15 protein-coding genes are annotated in these 18,258 nt (G+C 61.6%); 6 read left to right on the plus strand and 9 right to left on the minus strand.

The annotated features are described in order from the left end of the window. Positions 1 to 98 precede the first annotated feature (98 nt). Entirely contained in the window at positions 99 to 461 is a 363-nt protein-coding gene (locus ACOVQ0_RS01485) for a hypothetical protein (RefSeq protein WP_421879241.1), read from the plus strand. Positions 462 to 585: 124 nt separating this feature from the next. Here ACOVQ0_RS01485 and ACOVQ0_RS01490 read toward each other — a convergent pair whose 3' ends face one another. Next, positions 586 to 1,191 (minus strand): TetR/AcrR family transcriptional regulator, encoded by a 606-nt coding sequence (locus ACOVQ0_RS01490; protein ID WP_421879244.1) that lies wholly within the window; start codon positions 1,189 to 1,191, stop codon positions 586 to 588. Between the two features lie 135 nt (positions 1,192 to 1,326). On the opposite strand from ACOVQ0_RS01490, the gene ACOVQ0_RS01495 reads away from it, so the two are divergent. Continuing rightward, positions 1,327 to 2,148, plus strand: coding sequence for a 3-keto-disaccharide hydrolase (locus tag ACOVQ0_RS01495; RefSeq protein ID WP_421879247.1), 822 nt, complete (start codon positions 1,327 to 1,329; stop codon positions 2,146 to 2,148). Between the two features lie 260 nt (positions 2,149 to 2,408). On the opposite strand, the gene ACOVQ0_RS01500 is transcribed toward ACOVQ0_RS01495, so the two are convergent. Both ACOVQ0_RS01500 and ACOVQ0_RS01505 read right to left on the minus strand, forming a co-directional pair. Further along, entirely contained in the window at positions 2,409 to 3,236 is an 828-nt protein-coding gene (locus ACOVQ0_RS01500; protein ID WP_421879250.1) for a phytanoyl-CoA dioxygenase family protein, read from the minus strand. Between the two features lie 103 nt (positions 3,237 to 3,339). Next, positions 3,340 to 4,503 carry a Gfo/Idh/MocA family protein gene (locus tag ACOVQ0_RS01505; protein ID WP_421879253.1) on the minus strand — a complete coding sequence of 388 codons (1,164 nt, stop codon included), beginning with the start codon at positions 4,501 to 4,503 and terminating at the stop codon, positions 3,340 to 3,342. Positions 4,504 to 4,866: 363 nt separating this feature from the next. Between ACOVQ0_RS01505 and ACOVQ0_RS01510 the strand changes: the two genes are divergently transcribed. After that, a complete protein-coding gene (locus ACOVQ0_RS01510) occupies positions 4,867 to 5,823 on the plus strand; it encodes a hypothetical protein (RefSeq protein WP_421879257.1) in 957 nt (318 codons plus the stop codon). 678 nt (positions 5,824 to 6,501) lie between these two features. Here the strand turns inward: ACOVQ0_RS01510 and ACOVQ0_RS01515 are convergent. The 3 genes from ACOVQ0_RS01515 to ACOVQ0_RS01525 all read right to left on the minus strand — a co-directional run bounded on the left by ACOVQ0_RS01515 (position 6,502) and on the right by ACOVQ0_RS01525 (position 10,449). Continuing rightward, positions 6,502 to 7,818 carry a replication initiator protein A gene (locus ACOVQ0_RS01515; RefSeq protein ID WP_421879260.1) on the minus strand — a complete coding sequence of 439 codons (1,317 nt, stop codon included), beginning with the start codon at positions 7,816 to 7,818 and terminating at the stop codon, positions 6,502 to 6,504. 274 nt (positions 7,819 to 8,092) lie between these two features. Continuing rightward, a complete protein-coding gene (locus ACOVQ0_RS01520) occupies positions 8,093 to 9,181 on the minus strand; it encodes a ParB/RepB/Spo0J family partition protein (RefSeq protein WP_421879263.1) in 1,089 nt (362 codons plus the stop codon). Between the two features lie 65 nt (positions 9,182 to 9,246). After that, entirely contained in the window at positions 9,247 to 10,449 is a 1,203-nt protein-coding gene (locus tag ACOVQ0_RS01525; RefSeq protein ID WP_421879266.1) for an AAA family ATPase, read from the minus strand. A 227-nt stretch (positions 10,450 to 10,676) separates the two neighbouring features. Between ACOVQ0_RS01525 and ACOVQ0_RS01530 the strand changes: the two genes are divergently transcribed. Together ACOVQ0_RS01530 and ACOVQ0_RS01535 are read left to right on the plus strand one after the other, a co-directional pair. Then, entirely contained in the window at positions 10,677 to 10,973 is a 297-nt protein-coding gene (locus ACOVQ0_RS01530; RefSeq protein WP_421879269.1) for a type II toxin-antitoxin system Phd/YefM family antitoxin, read from the plus strand. A gap of 3 nt (positions 10,974 to 10,976) precedes the next feature. Continuing rightward, positions 10,977 to 11,312: a type II toxin-antitoxin system RelE/ParE family toxin gene (locus tag ACOVQ0_RS01535; RefSeq protein ID WP_421879273.1), complete on the plus strand. Its 336-nt coding sequence runs from the start codon at positions 10,977 to 10,979 to the stop codon at positions 11,310 to 11,312. A 39-nt stretch (positions 11,313 to 11,351) separates the two neighbouring features. Here the strand turns inward: ACOVQ0_RS01535 and ACOVQ0_RS01540 are convergent, their stop codons facing one another. From ACOVQ0_RS01540 to ACOVQ0_RS01550, 3 genes are all read right to left on the minus strand, one after another. After that, complete coding sequence (locus tag ACOVQ0_RS01540; protein ID WP_421879276.1) at positions 11,352 to 13,010, minus strand: alkaline phosphatase D family protein; 1,659 nt, start codon at positions 13,008 to 13,010, stop codon at positions 11,352 to 11,354. A 158-nt stretch (positions 13,011 to 13,168) separates the two neighbouring features. Next, complete coding sequence (locus ACOVQ0_RS01545; RefSeq protein WP_421879279.1) at positions 13,169 to 15,481, minus strand: TonB-dependent receptor; 2,313 nt, start codon at positions 15,479 to 15,481, stop codon at positions 13,169 to 13,171. 177 nt (positions 15,482 to 15,658) lie between these two features. Further along, positions 15,659 to 16,711, minus strand: coding sequence for a LacI family DNA-binding transcriptional regulator (locus ACOVQ0_RS01550; protein WP_421879282.1), 1,053 nt, complete (start codon positions 16,709 to 16,711; stop codon positions 15,659 to 15,661). Positions 16,712 to 17,057: 346 nt separating this feature from the next. Here ACOVQ0_RS01550 and ACOVQ0_RS01555 point away from each other — a divergent pair. Beyond that, positions 17,058 to 18,258: sugar porter family MFS transporter (locus ACOVQ0_RS01555; RefSeq protein WP_421879285.1), on the plus strand; the 1,201-nt coding region annotated here is incomplete at its 3' end.

Below are 18,258 nucleotides of genomic sequence, written 5' to 3' on the forward strand. Positions count from 1 at the left end.
CTCCCCGATAGCGCCGCTTGCCTTTTGCGGCTTCTACGTTCGTATTCTACATATGTAGTATTCTAGCGCAATCCTGTTTTGTCAAAAGAGTCGGATCGATGGCATCGACAGGTGCGGATCGCCCAATCCGGCAGACGGTGAATGATCGCCGCCACGTGCGCGATCCTCGATCAGACGTCCGATTGTTCGGCCAGCGACACCCCAATGCGATCAAGACCCTGTTCGATCTCGTGAATCGCAACGACATGGAGCGAACGAAATTCACGGCCAGTGTCTGGTCGCACCGTTCCGCTCGTGAGGTCGAACTGGCGGAAGCGCGCCGCCGCTCGCGCAACGGGCTTGGCGCGCTGAGGCGCCGTATCGTGGTTGGGGAACAGGTAAGCCGTCCAGGGCCGCTGTTACGGCTGCTACCGCGCCGCCAGACTTTGGTAGCCAGCTCTTGCCGACGAACATTCGGGTAAGATTATCCGTTTCACGATCTAGGGTCAGGACCTGACACTAGAAAGCGGTCCGATGCGGGCTGAGGACGCAGGCACTACCTTGGCAGCCCAATCGCAACACGAGACGAGATAAGATCGCACATTATCAGGGTGCGAGAGCCGACCTTGCGGCTCGGTCTACCACCCAGTCACAAATTTCGTCGAGCGTGTAATCGCCATCACCGAATGGGCGTATTATGCCTTTTGCGATCATCGAGACGAGGCCGTAAATCGAGGTCCAAAGCCCCATATTTCGCAGGCCCGCTTCTTTCTCGCTGAGACCAGGCATGTTTTGCATGATGATCTCCGTCCCTGCCGTGTGGCTCTTTTCCTGAAATGTCCTGAGTTGAGGGTCAAGTTCTGGCCGAGTCAGTTCGCTCTCATACATGAGTTCCAGCATGTGCGGATTCTCGAGAGCAAAACTGACGAATTGCCTCGCACGGTCGGCTACACTTTGATGAGTGGATATTCCAGAATCCGCATCATCGGCGGCCTGCTCCTCCAATTGCTCGAAGCTGTCTACAGCCAATGCCAACAGGAATGACCGGCGATCGGGGAAGTGGTGATACGGCGCGCCGGGCGAAACGCCAACTTGCTGTGCCAACTTGCGAATGGAAAGCCCGTGGTGCCCGTTCGCGCGGACATAATCCCGCCCAGCCTCCAGCAGGTCCCGCCGCAGATTCTCTTTGTGGTATGGCTGCTTCGCCATCATCGAACACCTTTCCAGTGATTAGATTGCCCTAAGCAGCAAATCAGGTGTTGCACAGCATTAATGGCTTGCGCTCTATTTAATCGCCGATTAGATAAAATGCAAACCGGTCGGTTAGACCGGTAGGAGGGGCCTGCAATGACGACGACCCGGCGCGATGCGCTTTCCATGTTGGCAATGACCAGCCTTGCGGCAACGGCAATGCCTGCCGCGGCTAAGGTTGCGGCAAGCGCCATTCCTGATGCAGGCTGGAAGCCGCTGTTCAACGGCAAGGATTTGTCGGGCTGGACCTTCTTCCAGGATGGCGTGGGCGATCGGGATCGCGATGGCGCCGTCGCTGTCGAGCATGGAATGCTGCATATCCTCGGACCCAGGTATCACGGTCCCGCTGCTGCCGGCATGGGCTATCTCGCAACCGCGCAGGAGTATGAGAATTACCACCTCAGCCTCGAATACAGGTGGGGTCCGCGCCGGTATGAGCCTCGCCTGAACTGGAAGCGCGACAGCGGCATCCTTTATCATGTGGCCCCCGGACGCGAATTTCTGTGGCCGGACTGCGTCGAATACCAGATCATGGAACACAGCACCGGCGATGCGATCCCGGTCAATCACCGGGCAATCCAGGCCATCTCAATGGGCGGACTGCCCGCCTGGCCGAACAACTTTGCGTTCAACAACCAGTACGCGCCCCAGATCAACGCCGGCAGCAACCTGCGCCAGATGATCAAGGCGGAAGGCGTATTCGACAATCTTGACGGTTGGAACACAGTCGAACTGATCGCCAAGGGTGACAGCGCTGCACACATCGTCAACGGACGGTTGATTACCGCGCTTTACGGGCTCCAATCCCAGGATTCGGCCGACAGGTCGCACTATGTGCGGCTCAGCAAGGGTCGCATCCTGCTGCAGATCGAATGCGCCGAGATCATGTTCCGCAACGTGAAGATTCGGTCGCTCTAGGCTCCGTTCTTCAACAGGCGGGTGACTGGAACAAAACCCTTACAAGTCCAGATTGCGTGGATCGACCGCCGGCAGGTTCGGCGAAAGTGCGGTCCGGTTGGAAAATGGAACCAGCGGAAAGCAGGCCGCATCGAAAACGTCTGGCCCACTCGCTTCACGCATCTCTTTGCTGCCGCGCGACGAGAATGCCCGGATCGAGTGCCCCGCCGACCAGGCGACAATCGCCAACGGCAAGCTCAATCCGGGTACCACGGCAGACGTCAGGCCATCAACGAACCGAGATGGGTTTCCCAGTTGATCGTGTCGTTGTGAGAATGGGTGAAGCCGATCGAGCGTTCAAAGTCGACGCAGGCCTTGCTTCGGAACGCGGTGATGTAGGTCCGCCGCCAGCGATTTGGCGAGCTGTTGCCACCCGAACCGTGAATGATCATCTCGTCGTGCACGGTGATGTCGCCGCGCTTCAGCGGCAACTCTACCACCGGATCGTCGGCGGTCAGCTCGACACTGAGGATGTGCGACTGGTCGCGGTCCTCGCCCATCAAGGGCCGATGCGGACGCAAGCCTTTCTTCTGCGAGCCCGGCACCACCCTGAGGCAACCGTTCTCGCTGTCGGCATCGTCGAGCGCCAGACTGCAGGTGGCGGTCAGTGGTTCGGGCGTACCGGTCGGCCAGTAGCCCAGATCCTGGTGCCAGGTGAACACGGCATCTGGCTTGGCCGGGCGTTTTGCGAGAAACTGGTCGTAGTCAAGCGTAGCGCTCTCGCCGATCAATTGACGCGAGATCGAGGCGGTGCGCCTTTCGTAGATGTTGCCTTCAAGATCTGGCTTGTAACGCCGCGGCAGGACGGCGTTGACCAGACTGAAGTCTTCGAACTTGCGATCGTAAGGCCCCGACATGTCGCAGAAGTCGCGGTCCATGCCCGGGACTTCGCCACGGATGAACCGTTCGAACTCGGGCTCGATGGCAGCCAGTTCATCCTGGCTCAGCACATCGCGCAACGTGACGTAGCCATCGCGATGAAACTGGTCGATCTGCTCGGGCGAAAGAATATAGTCGTCGCCTTGCCGGCCGTAGGTCTGTGTGGTCATTGCTTGCCTCCAGTGGATATGATTTTCGGGAGCCGGGTAATCGGCGTGATGGTGATGAGGGGAAGTTGGGCTGCGACCCCAGCCTCGACTTTGAACGTCGGCATCATGACCGGAGAACGTCGAAGGGCGAAGCGGTCAGCGCGATCAAATCCGCGTCGGCGACCTGATCGAGCACCGCGGGACGGTTGCAGGTGGTGGTCAGGACGACGCTATGATGCGTGCGTGCGGCAATCGCGATGGCTTCCATCACTTCAACCGAGTGAACGATGAAGTCAGACGCGGTACGGTGCGGCCGACCGGTTCTTATGGCCAGCGCCAGATCGACCAGACCAACGCCGCGATAATCGGCCACGGGCTGACCAACATGATTGCGACTGTTGGCCTCTGAAAAAGCCAGTCCGGCAATATCGAGCGGCTGTCGCCCTGCTTCCGCAGTCGTCAATGCCATGTCTCCACTGAAGAACATCGGGTCTGCCAGCGAGAGGATGCCGTCGGCGCCGTAGAGTTCGCCCGGCTGCAGCAACGGCGCGATCACGTCGAGCGAGAGGATCAGGCTGACCGAAGCGGTCTCGAACTCCAGGATCGCGTTGAAGGTGCTGTCCACCTCCACGTCAAAGCGCGTACCGGCCAGCGGTCCGCGGCGAATCTCGCGCTGGTCCTGCCCCGATCCCGATGCGGCATGAACCCGGCGAACCGGTCCAAGCAGGTTGATCCACATCGCGATGTAATAAGGCCCGACGTCGAGCGGTGGCTCACCGCCCGGTTGGTAGAACTGGGCGGGATTGGGATGGAACAATTCCAGCCCCGGCAAGCCGATGAAGGACGTGCCAAACACTTCCCGGCCGATCAAGCCCTTGTCGAAGGCCCGGCGCGCTGCTTGATGAGCGCTGCCGTATAGCGTGTCCGGGGCAGAGGCGATCAGCACGCCCTTGCGTACCGCCGCTGCGGCAAGCTTGCTCGCGACCTGTGCCGAAAGGGCAAAGGGCTTTTCCGTGTAGACGTGCTTGCCAGCGGCGATGATCGCGGCGTTCAGTTCATCATGCGCGATCGCCGGAGTGAGATTGACCACCATCTCGATCGAATCGTCGGCCAGCAAGGTGGCAACATCGGATCCGGCGGCACCGAATGGCGCGGCAGCTTGCTCGGCCCTGGCAGCGCTGCGCGAGGCGAGCCGGCACAATTCCAGCGCTGGTGAGCGTGAAATGGCGTTCAAGTAGACCGGGCTGATATTGCCCACCCCGATCACCCCAGTGCGCACCGGCTCCATCGTCAATCCGCTCCGTTCAATTACATTTAATCACCGATTAAATCGTTACTTGACGGGAGTCAACCGCCCAGCGGCGGCGGGCCATTAGAGGTATCTTCGGCGTCAGTCCTGCGGTCCAAGGTCAGGAATCCGGAGGTTTCGGGGCAATCCGCGCCTCTAAACGGCAGAGATTTGCGGAGTCCGGCCGTTTAGGGAAAACGACACCCGTCCCTCCCCGAACACGATCGCCGCCGCCTCAAGGATCATCCATCAAACGGCATAATTGAGGGAAAGTATCGCTCATCATGATAGGATACCAAAATGCCACTTAGGTATCCCTTAGCTTGACGTGTCGAACCTCGAAAGATAGGCTCAGCGCTATAAATGGCTATCGATCCCACCGCCTTGACGATTGCCTTCAAACGGGGCCAGCTTGATGCAATGGTGCGCACGCATCTTGGCTCGGGCGGGATGTATACCGCTGAAATGCAAAGAACTTTTGCGTTGCGGCAGTTGGCACGCGCATGGAAGACCTACCGGGAAGACCGGGCAATTTCGATGGGTGCCAGGCTTGTCGGAAGCGAGTGCGCCGCAGAACGCGACGCTTTCCTTGCGCTTCTCCTGCAGACCTTGCCCTCTCGCAATTCGCCCCTGCGGGATGCAGTTCACACCGTGCGCCGAATCGCCATCGCACCGCTTGCGGCAGAGGCTCGCCAATCGGTCGAAATTGCCGACGCCAGCATCGCGCAACTCGACGCGGTAACCACAACGCTCGACAGCGGACTTCTGCCGACCGATCCGCTGGAGCGGTTGCTCTCGCTCGTCAACCACCACCGGTATTCAATCGGGGACGAACGCGACGCTCTTGGCGCAACGGCCCTCAGCCCTTGCTGGGCAATCAATCTGCTTGCCCTCACTCGCCCCGAAGCGTTCGGCTTGTGCAAGGCTCCCCCGCCCTTCCCCGGGATCGTTCGGCGGCGGTTGTTCCGCGCAGATCTTGCGCCCGATGCGCAGCGCAACAGCGCGCGCGAAAATCTGCTGGATGTGATGCACGCCGCCATTGGCGATATGGACAGCATTTGGCGGGCAGCGCGGCGGTTCTCGGTCGAATTCCCGCAGCAGCGTTCCAACTCCCGGCTTGGCAATGCGTGGATGCTGCTCGCCGGCCTGAACGAGTTGACCCCTTCCCAGCTTGCGCGCGCTCTACCCGCTACCAAGGCTGGCGCTGGCAAATTGCTCCGTCAGCTCGCCGCGCATCACCTGGTTCGGTCCAACGGCCTTTACGAGCCGTTTTCATGGAACCCCGTGTCCGCAGCAGCTTTCGCCCACGACCTGTCCTGACGAGGCTCTGTCGGCAATACAAGGCAGGGTAAGGCTGCGCCCTTCCCTTCTCCCCTTTTCCAACTTCAGGCGAAGCTTCAGAAATACCCGTTAGAAAGCCTTTATAGGCAGTTAAATAAGTTAGACGAGTTGCCAAGCGGCTCGACTCGCCTTTTTGCGGCGAGTCGCAACATCACAGCCGTTCCCGGAATGTCGTGATTGCGTTCCTGATAGTTCGATCTTCTGTTCCCGATAGGTCGATCACCCGTTCCCGATAGGTCGAAGCTCCGCGTCACGCCGTTCCCGATGTATCGATGGAGAGTGCGATCATCGGGTTGGCCTGTGGATATTGAATCACTTTCGCCCTGCGTGTTGGATTTGATGTTCAATTTCTGTGGAGAAGCCGCAGCGCTGAAATGGGTATCGCAAATCGCGCTTAGCACGCCCGACACTTCGGGAACGCTGGCGATCCGGGAGCACGACATTTGGCGAACGCAATCCGATTGCCGGTGCCTCAGCCCTGCTGCGGGCAAGTCCGGTGTTTGGGCCGATGTTTGCAGGACAGATGATGCCAACGGCCCTCCCCTCGCCTGCGCGTTCGCTTTGCATCAGCGGTTGCGCGGCTACTCCACCCTGCCCCGGCATCACCGGCACAAGCAGACGTTATACGGATGACCGCGGAGTAGCGCACAACGCCGCTCAGCGGCGCAGCGTGTGGCCGTTCTTTTCGTGGTGACGCTTCACGAAGCCGATAAAGGCTTTCTGCCAGTTGGCAGGCAGGCGTGCTGGATCGGCATTGACCCAGCGCTCGAACTCGGCGTGCAGCGCGTGCAAGTCCCAGCCGGGGCAGGTTTCACGCAAGTGCTGGATCGTGTCGTCCGCCATGAATCCGCGCGTTGCGCTGTCGCTCAATCCCGCCACCGCGCGCCGGATCAGCGCGCTTGCATCGACGGTTTCTGCTGCCGTTGCGAAACCGCCCGATGGTCTGATTTCCCGAAGCGCCGTTGTAGCCTCGTTGGACGCGCTGAATTTCGCTTCGCTGAACTCGCCTTGGCTATGTTTCCCCGGGGAAACACCGACTGGAAGGGGGGAGGCTGACACCTTCCGCGCCCCTCCCCGCTCATCCTGAGCCTGTCGAAGGACGCCTTCTGCGCCATCCTTCCCATCGATCCGGCGCATCCGCAGCATGGGTTCGCCGCCTTTGGCGGTTTCCACTGACAGGCCGTAGCCGGGCAACGCGTCCTTGTCGGCCAGCTTCAGTATCTCGAACTTGAACCGGCGATATTCGCCTTCTGCGCCCGACTTTTCGAACAGTACAGGCATCGAGATGGCAAAGCCCGCCTCCCCTGCCCCGCCCGCGTGTTTGCGCGCCACCTTGTAGAGCCAACGTTCGCGGCCGCCGGTAATGTCGAAATAGGCGCGGTCGATCGACAGGACACCGCCCTGCATCATCACACCTTCCCAGAACCAGTTGGACAGCTCGATGGTCATCCCGCGCGAACGCTCGGTCTTTTCGTCAACCAGCTGGGTCCAGCCATCGAGCCAGGAAAACGTCGCCTCGCGCCTGTTCTCGGCCCGAATATTGGTCTTGATCGTTGTTGCCACCAACCGATCAAGCGCTTGCCCCAGCAATTCATAGGCGCGGCCCGTGGTCGGCCTGCCGATCGCGCGCAGCAGGTCATAAGGCATCAGGTGCAGCTTGCGTGGCACATCGTTCACGCCGCGCCGACCCATGTCGGCCAGCACGCTGGCGCAATAGATCAGGATATCCGCATCCCAGATTGTTGCCATGCCATAGTCGGGGCTGGCCGAAACGTGGACCCACAGCTTGCCGTCAGGGCTTGTATAATCGATGGGTTTGACCCGCTTCGATTTGGCGAGGCTGAAGAACGGGCGCTCCATCATCTCGCGCTGATCGCGCAAGGGCATGTCGGCCACGTAGGGCAGAAACATTTCGAACTGTTCGCCGCCCGAGGCGACGGGCCGAACAGCAGGGGCAGGGCGGATGCGGCTCATGCGGTGTTTAGCTCCGCTGAACTCACCTTCGGCCCGTTTAACTGCGTTGAACCTCGCTGCGCTACGTTTCCCCGGGGAAACAGAGCGCGGCGAAGTTGAGCGAAGCTAAATGTGTGGAGGCGAGGCGGGGCCAGCGTGGGGGACGTGAGCGCGGCACCATTCGGTGTTTCCCCGGGGAAACACGGGCGGATGTGTTTAGCTCCGCTGAACTTCGCCGCGCTCTGTTTCCCCGGGGAAACACGCGATGCCCACAATGATGCCGCGCCTGAAATCATCAGCGACGCACACCCCGGCCTTCGATTTCCAGATCGACCAGCACACACCGTGCCAGTTCGACCAGTTCCTCTAGGCTCATGCCCGATCCCGAATGCAGGCGCAGCGTCACGCCCTGCCGGTTGACCGATTGCAGGGTGAGGGCAGGGCGATCAAAATCGCTGTTATAGGTAACCGGCCCGCTGCGTTCGTTGTCCCGCTCCCGCGCGTTCAAAAGACGGGCGATGACTTCGTTCGCCGGAATAGCCGGATCGCCCATGCGGCGGCGTTCGTCCTGCACTTTGGCCAGAACTTTCGCCTCGCGCAGGATTGCCGGGGCGGCGCTGCGATCGTCCAGCGCCTGCGCCAAGGGATAGGCGGGCTTCAACTGCACGTCAGCCGGGCTGGCGAAAGCGGCAAGCACCTGATCGGGCAGGCTGGCGACCTTGAGCATCTTCGACAGCCAGCCTTTTGACAGCTTCAGCCGTTCGGCCATGCGCGTCAGGTGGCTGCCATAGTGATCGCGCAGTGCCGCTGCATAGTTGCGCGCGCGCTCCAGATCCGACACATCCTTGCGCGCCCGGTTTTCCAGATCGGCAAGGCGGAACGCCGCTTCGTCGTCCAATTGGGCGACTTGCGCCACGAACTGCATCTGCGGATAGGAGTTGGCGCGCAGCCACGAAACCGACCAGTGCCGCCGCGTGCCCGCAATGACTTCAAAGTCGTGATCAGGATCGCCATCGATCCGGCGCACCACCGCAGGCACTTTCTGCCCACCTTCCGCGATCAATGAATCGATCAGTTCGCGGCAGGATTCTTCCGACAGGTGTTCATAGGAACGGGCGTTGCCCTTCCACACCCGCACCCGTGCCGGGTCGAGCAGAAGCTGCGTAACCTGCCGCACTTCGCCGCTGGCCACACGGGCCAGCGCGCTTTCGCGGCCCAGTAGGGTCGTGCCGCGCAACCGTTCGGCGCGTGCGGGGGCAGGAGAGGGGGCTTCGATTTCAGCGGGCGATTCGGCGGCGCCTTGCGCTTCCGTTTCTGCTTTTGTTTCAGCCGCTTCCTCATCCGCCAACAGGGCGGCGAGATAATCCGATTGCTTACGCGCCATACGTCACCTCACTTGCACAGGCGCAGAACATAAAGTGAACATATCTTTGTAGGAAAGAGGGTGCATCACGCATGAATTACATCCTCCTCACGCGCCGGGGCAACGCGGCCCCAGCCTGCGCGCACCAGTTGTTCGATCTGGCCCATCGCTTCATCAAGGTTGGCGCGGCAGCGCTTGTGTGTGCGCGGGGTGCCAATGGGCTTTTCGAGTTCGTAGACCGTCATCATTCGCAGTGCGGCGTGGCTGATTTCGGCGCTTTCGAGGATAGGGACCGGGAGCAGCGCAGGGCCGAAGGTCTGCTCCATGATCGTGCGCACCATTTCGTGGCTGGGATCGCCGCCATCGAATTTGGAACAGATCAGGCGGACGAAGGAATAATCGACAGCGATCCCGGCTTCGATCAGCTGGGCGATCACCTGATCCATCATCGACAGGAACTGCACCGTGGAGCAGAAATCGGGCGTGGTGGCGGCGAGCGGCACGAGCAGGGCGTTGGCCGCCTGCATCACGGCAAGCGAGATCGTGCCGAGCGCGGGCGGCGGATCGAGGATCACGACATCATAATCGCGTGCCATGTCCATCAGCCCGGCCTTGAGCTTGCGGAAGCGCGCGGCAAGAACCGATTGGCCATCGGCACCGGCGGCGGCCAGTTCGTATTCCACATCGAACAGTTCAAGGTTCGACGGGATCAGATCGACATTGGGCCAGGGCGTGCGCTTGACCGCATAGAGCAGATCGGTCTGCGTCGGGTCGATCGAGAGATAGGGATAGAGCGTTTCGTCGCGCGTGATGTTGAAATGCGGATTGAAGCCGAACAGCGTGGTCGTGGTGGCCTGACTGTCGCAATCCACCACCAGCACGCGATAGCCTTGCACGGCAAAGTAGTGCGCGAGGTGCGTGGTGACGGTGCTCTTGCCCACGCCGCCCTTGAAATTCTGCACCGCGATGATGGCGGGCACATCGAGCGGAGCGCGGGCAGGGGAGGCGCCGAGCACTTCGCGCATGTGCATCAGCTCTTCCATCGAATAGCCAAGCCGCCGCCCGTTTTCACCCGATGGGGGAGGGGGCAGGCGGCCATCGTCTTCGGCCATGCGGATGCGGTTGGTGGAGCAGCCGAGCAGCTGGGCGGCTTCGGCAATGCCGACACGGACGTTGAGTCCCTTGCGGCTGTCTGGCAGAAAGGCCTTGCGCCGAAGCCGCTCGATCATCTTCTCGCCCGCTGAGGCAAGATCGCCGATCTGGCTGACAATTGAATTCGGATCAGACATCGCGCGCCTTTTTGAAGGTATTCCGCAGAACAAATAGCGTATTTCCTTCAAACACGCAATTGGAAGCGTGTTGTTGTGCGGTGTGCTGCATATTGTGGCACAACAGGTTCAGCCATCCAGATGTTGTGGTGGGACGGCAGCTGCGCTCGACGAATCAGAGGGTAGCGAGCGCTTGGCGATGAGGGAAATTCGGACTATATTCGGTTCGATTTTCGTTGGAGGAAAGCATGGGCTTTGAAAGCCGCATCAAGCCGATCAGCTACGTCAAGGCCAACAGCGCCGAAGTGATCCGCGAGCTCAACGAGGGCGCACCGCCGCTGATCATCACGCAGAATGGTGAAGCCAAGGCCGTCCTGCAGGATGCTGCAGACTACTACCAGACGCAGGAGACGCTGGCGCTGCTGAAGATTCTGGCGCTGGCGAAAGAGGATATCGCTGCGGGCAGGGTGAAGCCGATCGAAGGGCTGGGCGACAGGATCAGGGCAAAAGCAAGAGCAGCGGCTTCAGGAAAATCGGAAGTTTGACAGGTGGTTCGCGTCACGATTTCGGATGATGCCGAAAATGATCTGTCCGGCATTTACGAACAGCGTCTCGCCCTGCGTGGCCCAGATGGCGAGGACGGGGCCGAGGCCCTGCTCAACAGTCTGCTTGGAGCGATGGAGCGCATTGTCGATTACCCGGAAAGTGGGCCGATTGTTCCTGAGCTGCGGGAGCTGGCGGAATCGGGATGGCGGCAAATCTCCCTGCGGCCCTATCGCATCGTTTACCTTCTCTCGGACGATCATGCCACTATTGTGATGGTGGCAGACAGCCGCCGCGATCTTGCCAGTCTGTTGCAGCGGCGGCTGTTCGGCAGAACCTGAAACCTCAAACCTCGATGGTGCCATTTATGAGTTTACGGCCTAGCCCAAGGCCTTCAGCGCCGCCCCCTTGCGCGCTTCATAGCGGGCTGCCGTGCCGCGTGTGAATTGTGGGGCGTAAACCGTTGATACGGTGACGAAATCGGCAATCGCGGCGTCGGGCGTTATCGTGACCATCGTATAGCCCTTGGCGTCCTGATCGCAGAAGGCGACTTCGGGGCTTTGGGCGGCGAGGATCTGGCCGAGGCCGGGGAGGAGCGAGCCGTAGGAGGGGCTGGTGATGGCGGTTGCGCCAAATTCGCTGCCGATGCGCGCGCCGCTGTCGTCGTGCAGGTCGTTCGCCCATGCGGCGTGGCTGTCTCCGGCAAAGGCGAGGGGGTTTGCACCGACTTCGCGCAGCATGGCGTAAAGGCGTTCGCGGGCAGGGGGGTAGCCATCCCACGCATCGAGGTTGAACGGCAGGCCCGCCTTGAACGCGGCCTGTGATGCGGCGATCATGCCGCGATAGGCCTCTGGCATCTTGCCGAGCATGGCTTCGAACTTTTCATCGCCCAGCGCGGCGCGCAGATCCGGCCCCGGCACGCGCGCCATGACCACCTGATTGCCCAGCAACTGCCACGGCTTGCCCGCTTTGACCGAGGCGGCGAAGGTGCCTTTCAGCCACGCGAACTGGTCTGCGCCCAACATTTCGCGCGAGGTATCCTGCCGCGCGGCGAGCATGGCCTGCACTTGCGCCGCATCGGGGGCGGCACCTTTGCTGGCGATCTGTTCGGAACGGGCGAGGAGGCGGGTTTCGACCATCGCCAGCGTGGCCAGATCGCCAAATTCGAAGCTGCGATAGATGGCTGCGGGATCGCTGCCCTGTTTGGGGGCGCGGATCGGCATCCATTCGAAATAGGCCTGAAGTGCCGCCGCTTTGCGCGCGCGCCAATCGCCTTCCTTGGCCGGATCGTGGTTCTCTGCGCCGCCGATCCATGCGTCATTGGCGGTTTCGTGATCGTCCCACACGCAGATGAAGGCAGCGCGGGCGTGGGCGGCCTGCATCTGGGCATCAGCCTTTACCTGCGCGTGGCGGCGACGGTAGTCGGAAAGCGTGACGATTTCATGCGCGGGATCGGGCACACGGCCGATCTTGCGGCCAACATCTGCGCCATAGCCATCCGCGCCATATTCATAGATGTAATCGCCCAGATGGAGCACGGCATCGAGCCGTTCCTGCGTGGCCATATCGGCATAGGCATTGAAGAACCCGCCGGGGTAGAGCTGGCACGAGGCGAGCGCGATGACGATCTTGTCCGTCTTGCCCACCGGCAGCGTGCGGAAGCGGCCCTTGGGGCTGGTGGTGCCATCGGCGGTGCGGAACCAGTACCAGAATTCGGTGGCGGGCGAGAGGCCGGACACTTCGATCTTGGCGGTGTGGTCAGCAGCGGCGGTGGCCGTGATCTTTCCTGATTTCAGCGGCTTGCCGTTCTCTGCGGAAGCAACATGCCAGTCCAGCGGCACATCACCGCTTGCGCCTTCGGCGATGGTGGCGCGGGTCCAGATCACCGCGCCGTCTGCCGCCGGATCGCCGCTGGCAACGCCGTGGCGGAATGCGGCGGTCTTGAGCGAGGGCGCTGCGATGGCCGCAGGCGCCAGACCGATGCCGGTGCCCGCACCGAACGCGGCGAGCAGGTTGCGGCGATTGATCGAAAGGGTCATCGGTCTGGAGTCCTTGGGTTTTATGCAGTTCAGATTGTCACAATCGCTTCGTCATTGCGAGGAGGTGTAACTGACGAAGCAATCCAGTGCGGTTTGCGGAAACTCTGGATTGCTTCGCCCCACTTGCGTGAGGCTCGCAATGACGAAGGCGGTTACGATCAAAACCGCGCGGTGAGAGCAGCGCCGAACATGCGCGGTTCGGCGGGGATGAACGTGGGAATGCCGAACGCGCCACCGGTGTTGCCGGCATCGAGCAGGTAGTCCTTGTCGGTCACATTGCGCATGAAGGCCGAGATTTCGTAACGGCCGTCAGCAAACGACACGCCGCCGCGCACGTTGACCAGCGTGACCGGCCCCTGGCTCAGCAGATCGCGGTTGGGCAGTTCGAAGAAGATCTTGCTGCGATAGGTCATGCTGGGGGTGATGAAGGCGCGAATGCCATCGGCCACCGGGGCATTGATGGTAAAGCCACCTGCGGCCTGCCATTCGGGCTGAAGGCGAAAGCGTGCGCCGGAGAAGGCGGGGGCGAAGGTGTTGTCCTTGTCAATCCCGCCATCGATATAGCCCACGTTGCCAAAGACTTGCAGCCAGTCGGACGCCTTGATCGCCACTTCGGCTTCGACACCCAGATTGCTGGCCGTGCCCGCGCTTTGCGTGATCGTGGTGCCATTGCTTTGCAGCACGCTGACCTGGAAGCCATCGTACTTCTGGTAATAGACGCCGATCGAGCCGGAGACGGGGCCTGCTGCGCCCTTGAGGCCCACTTCGTAGTTCCATACCTTTTCTTCCGGCACGTTCTGCAGATTGGCCTGCGGCGTGCCGTTTACCCGCGCCGCCGAAAGCTGGACGACCGGCGAGCGGCGGCCCTTCGAGATCGTGGCGAAGACATTGGTGCGGTCGGACAGGCGATACAGCACGTTGAAGCGCGGCAGGAAGGCGTTGGATTTGCCGCTGGCGCGGAAGGTCTGTCCGCCCGTGTCGACTTGCCCCGGGACCAGCGATGTTGCGGTGGGGTTCAGCACCGGGCGCGGCACGCGGGCGAAGTAGGTGGATGTGCGATCTTCCCACACATAACGCGCGCCAGCGGTGACTTCGAGCGCGGGGGAGGGCATCCACGTGGCGTCGGCAAACACCGAGTACGCGGTGTTTTCACCGCCGTTGATGAATTCCGACGAATAGGGGATCTGCGTGAAGCGGCCCCCGGTGGCAAGCGCCGTGGCCTGCGCTGCGGTGACGACGCCTGCCGCATTGATGCAGCCAAGGCCGGGGATCACATTGGCCGCGCATTGCAGGAAAATGCCTTCTTCGGAACTGAAGGGCACAGCCTGCGTGCTGTCTTCCTTGAACACGTTCCAGCCAGCCGAGGCACGGATGGCGCTGGACTGATAGCTGAAGCGGCCCTCGTGGCTGGCCTGCCAGCCCTTGGCGTTTTCGGCAAATTCGAGATACCATGCCGAGCTGCCATCGGCATCGAACACTTCGCGGCTGTCGAAATCGCGATAGCCGTTGACGGTGGTGAAGGTGATGGCGTCGGACAGTTCCGCCGTGACGGTCAGGTTCGCGTCATAGACATCGCGATTGAGGCCGAGTTGCGAATTGCCCAGCGCCGTGGCCGAAAGCGGCGAACCGCCAAGATTGGCATCCCCGAACGGATTGGCAGGGCCGCTCGCGGTGGCATACGTGCCCGAAACGAACGGCGTGCCGCCATTGCGCTGGCGATCATAAGTGCCGATCAGGTCAACCGTTACGCGGTCTGAAGGCTTCCACCGCACCGAAAGGCGCAGGCCGAGCTGGTCCTGAGCGTAAAGTTCTTCGTCCTGCGACGCAGCGAGGTTTTCGACATAGCCATCGCGGGTGCGCCATTCAAAGGCGATGCGCGCGGCGATCTTTTCATCGCCCGAATTGAGGAAGCCGCCGAGCAAGGTCTGATTGTAGTTGCCGATACCGCCGGTGACCATTGCCGAAACGCCGGGTTCGGGGCGCTTCGACACCATGCTGATTGCGCCCACGGCAGAGGCGGTGCCGAACAGCGTGGCCTGCGGTCCCTTGATCACTTCTACCCGTTCGAGATCGTAGATCGCCTGATAGCTGCCACGCGAACGCGAGATATCGACGCCGTTGTAATAGAGCGTGACGCGCGGACCCTGCTGCGCCGAGCCGGAATCCGACGTGATGCCACGGATCACCACGCCGGGATTGTTGGCGCTCTGTTCCTGAATGTTCAGGCCGGGGACATAGGCGGAAAGCTCATCAAGATCGGACACGCCCAGTTCGCGGATGCGTTCACCGGTAACCGCAGAAATAGTGATGGGAACATCAACCAGTTTCTGTTCGAATTTCTGTGCGGTGACAACAATTGTGTCAAGGTTCTGGTCTTCCGCAGGTGCGGGCATTGCTTCCTGTGCGAAAGCATTGGCCGACATGATCAGCGAAGTCGTCAGTGCGGAACCGAAGAGAAAGATCTTTTTCATTGCAACCCACCTGTTGTGATGGGCGGCGGATAGGTGGCCAATGTTTCGACTACGTGACGGAGATCACATCCTTTTTGGGCAGGTTTGTGTGCAAGCGGCTGGCCTGGCAGGCCCACCCGGCGCTCCACTCCCGTCCTTCGACAAGCTCAGGATGAGCGGGAGGGGCTGGGGTGGGTTTTATGGCTTTGGCGCGGCGTCGGATTCGCGGCTGATCAGCGTGTAATCCAGCGTGACGTGGCTGGGGGAAGGGGGGATGCCGTTTCGCGCGTTGCGGATGCCTTGCACAAGGCTGTCCAGCGCCACTTCGGCCATCTGGCGAATGGGCTGGCGGATCGTCGTCAATTCCGGCCAGATGGTGGATGCCAGCGCCGTATCGTCAAAACCGCAGACGGTCAGATCGCGCGGCACATCCACGCCGCAGCGGTGCGCGGCGGCCACGCAGCCTGCAGCCATATCGTCGTTCGCGGCGAAGATCGCGGTGGGCCGTTGGGGCAGGGCAAGCATCTGCGCCGCAGCATCAAGGCCGGAGCGGTAGGTGAACTGGCCCTGCAGGATGAGCGCTTCGTCCACCGCTATGCCCGCATCTGCCATTGCACTGCGGAAGCCCGAAAGGCGCAGGGCGCTGGCCGATTGCTGCGGGTTGCCGATGATGAAGCCGATGCGCCGGTGGCCGAGCGCAATGATGTGCCGGGTCATGGCCTGTGCGGCGCGCGTATCGTCGATCATCACCGCTGCGCGGCCCGGCTGGGCCTTGCCGGGGCCGATGAGCATGGCGGGCAGGCGCGCTTCGGCAATGCGGGCGAGCAGGGCGGCGTCTTCACACAGCGGCGGGGGCAGGAGGAAGCCGTCAATGGCGCTGGCGGCAAGGCGGGCGATAACTTTGGCCGGATCGGTTGCCGGGTCGCAGCGTTCGACCACGAGATGCGCGTCGAGCCTGCTGGCCGCATCCATGCAACCGATCAGCAGTTCGCTGAGATAGGCGGCAGAGGGGTTGGCATAGAGCAGCGCGATGCGCAGCCCAACCGCGCCCGCGAGGCTGCGGGCCGCACGATTGGGCGCGTAATCGAGCTGGCGAATGGCGGCTTCGACCGCAAGCCGCGTTTCTTCGCGCACGCTGCCGCCACCGTTGATCACGCGGCTGACGGTCATCGGTGAACATTCCGCCAGGCGGGCCACATCGTTGACCGTGGGGCGGCCAGACTGCCGCCGCCGTGATCGCGTCTCGTTCATCGAATAGCAGCCTCCGGTTGGATCGGTCCTGACGGGGCAGGGCGGGATTGGCAAGGTTTGACGTGCTGTCAAACCGTGGTAGCGATATCATCGCGTAAGGAATAGCTATGAGAACGTAAACACCGTCATCGACGGCGCGCAGCGGTTGGGGCTATGTCGGGACCAGAAGAAGCAAGATTTACAGCATTCTCCTTTTCGTCACCCTGAGCTTGTCTCAGGGTCCATCTATCCGCAAGAACGGCAGTTTGATCGGCGAAATGGATCCTGAAACAAGTTCAGGATGACGATCACTTTTTTACCGAACTTCAGTTTCAGATGAGCAGCAAGAACACGTCGGGAGAGGGATATGGCGACCGTCCAGCAGGACCGGGTGAACATGGCGCTGGTGGGCGCGATCGTGGCGGTGGCGACGATCGGGGGCCTGCTTTTCGGGTATGACAGCGGCGCGGTGAATGGCACGCAGGCCGGGCTGAAAGCTGCGTTTGCGCTGGATGACAACGGGCTGGGCTTCACGGTTGGGTCACTGCTGGCGGGCTGTGCTGCGGGCGCGTTTCTTGCCGGGCGTCTGGCGGACCGGTTCGGTCGCAAGCGGATCATGATGCTGGCGGCGGTGCTGTTTCTGGTGGGCGCGCTGGTGCAGGGGCTGACCGGCAATCACACGCTGTTCGTGGTGTTCCGCTTTCTGGGCGGAATGGCGGTAGGCGCGGCGAGCGTGCTGTCGCCTGCCTATATTTCCGAAGTCGCCCCGGCGGCGATCCGGGGTCGGCTGACGAGCGTACAGCAGGTGATGATCATCACAGGGCTGACGCTGGCATTCGTCGTCAACTATGTGCTGGCGCAGCAGGCGGGGGATTCGCTGGGCATGATTGCCGGGTTCCCGGCGTGGCGCTGGATGTATCTGGCGCAGGCCGTGCCTGCGGTGGTGTTCCTTGTGGCGTTGCAGTTCATTCCCGAAAGCCCGCGCTATCTTGTCAGCAGCGGGCGCGAGGATGAAGCGCGGGCCGTGCTGACGCGGCTGTTCGGAGAAGGGGAGGCGGCGCGCAAGGTGGCCGATATCCGCGCTTCGTTCGCCACCGACCATCGCCCGCGTCTGGCCGATGTGCTGGCACCGGGCACGGTGCTGCGCCCGATCGTGTGGGCGGGCCTGATCATCGCGCTGTTCCAGCAGTTCGTCGGGATCAACGTGATCTTCTATTACGGCGAAACGCTGTGGAAGCTGGCGGGCGTTTCGGAAAAGGCGGCGCTTGAGCGCAACATCATTTCCGGGCTGGTTTCCATCGCGGCGTGCTTCATCACGATGGCGCTGGTGGACAAGGTCGGCCGCAAGCCGCTGCTGCTGATCGGCTCTGCCGGGATGACGCTGGCGCTGGGCGCGATGAGCTGGGCCTTTTCGCAAGGAACGCTGGATGCTGCCGGTGCCTTGCAGATGGACCAGCAGCTTGGCTTTATCGCGGTGATCGCGGCCAATATCTATGTGATCTTCTTCAACATGAGCTGGGGCCCGGTGATGTGGGTCATGCTGGGCGAGATGTTCCCCAACCAGTTGC

Source organism: Novosphingobium sp., assembly GCF_049240505.1.
Classification (GTDB): domain Bacteria; phylum Pseudomonadota; class Alphaproteobacteria; order Sphingomonadales; family Sphingomonadaceae; genus Novosphingobium.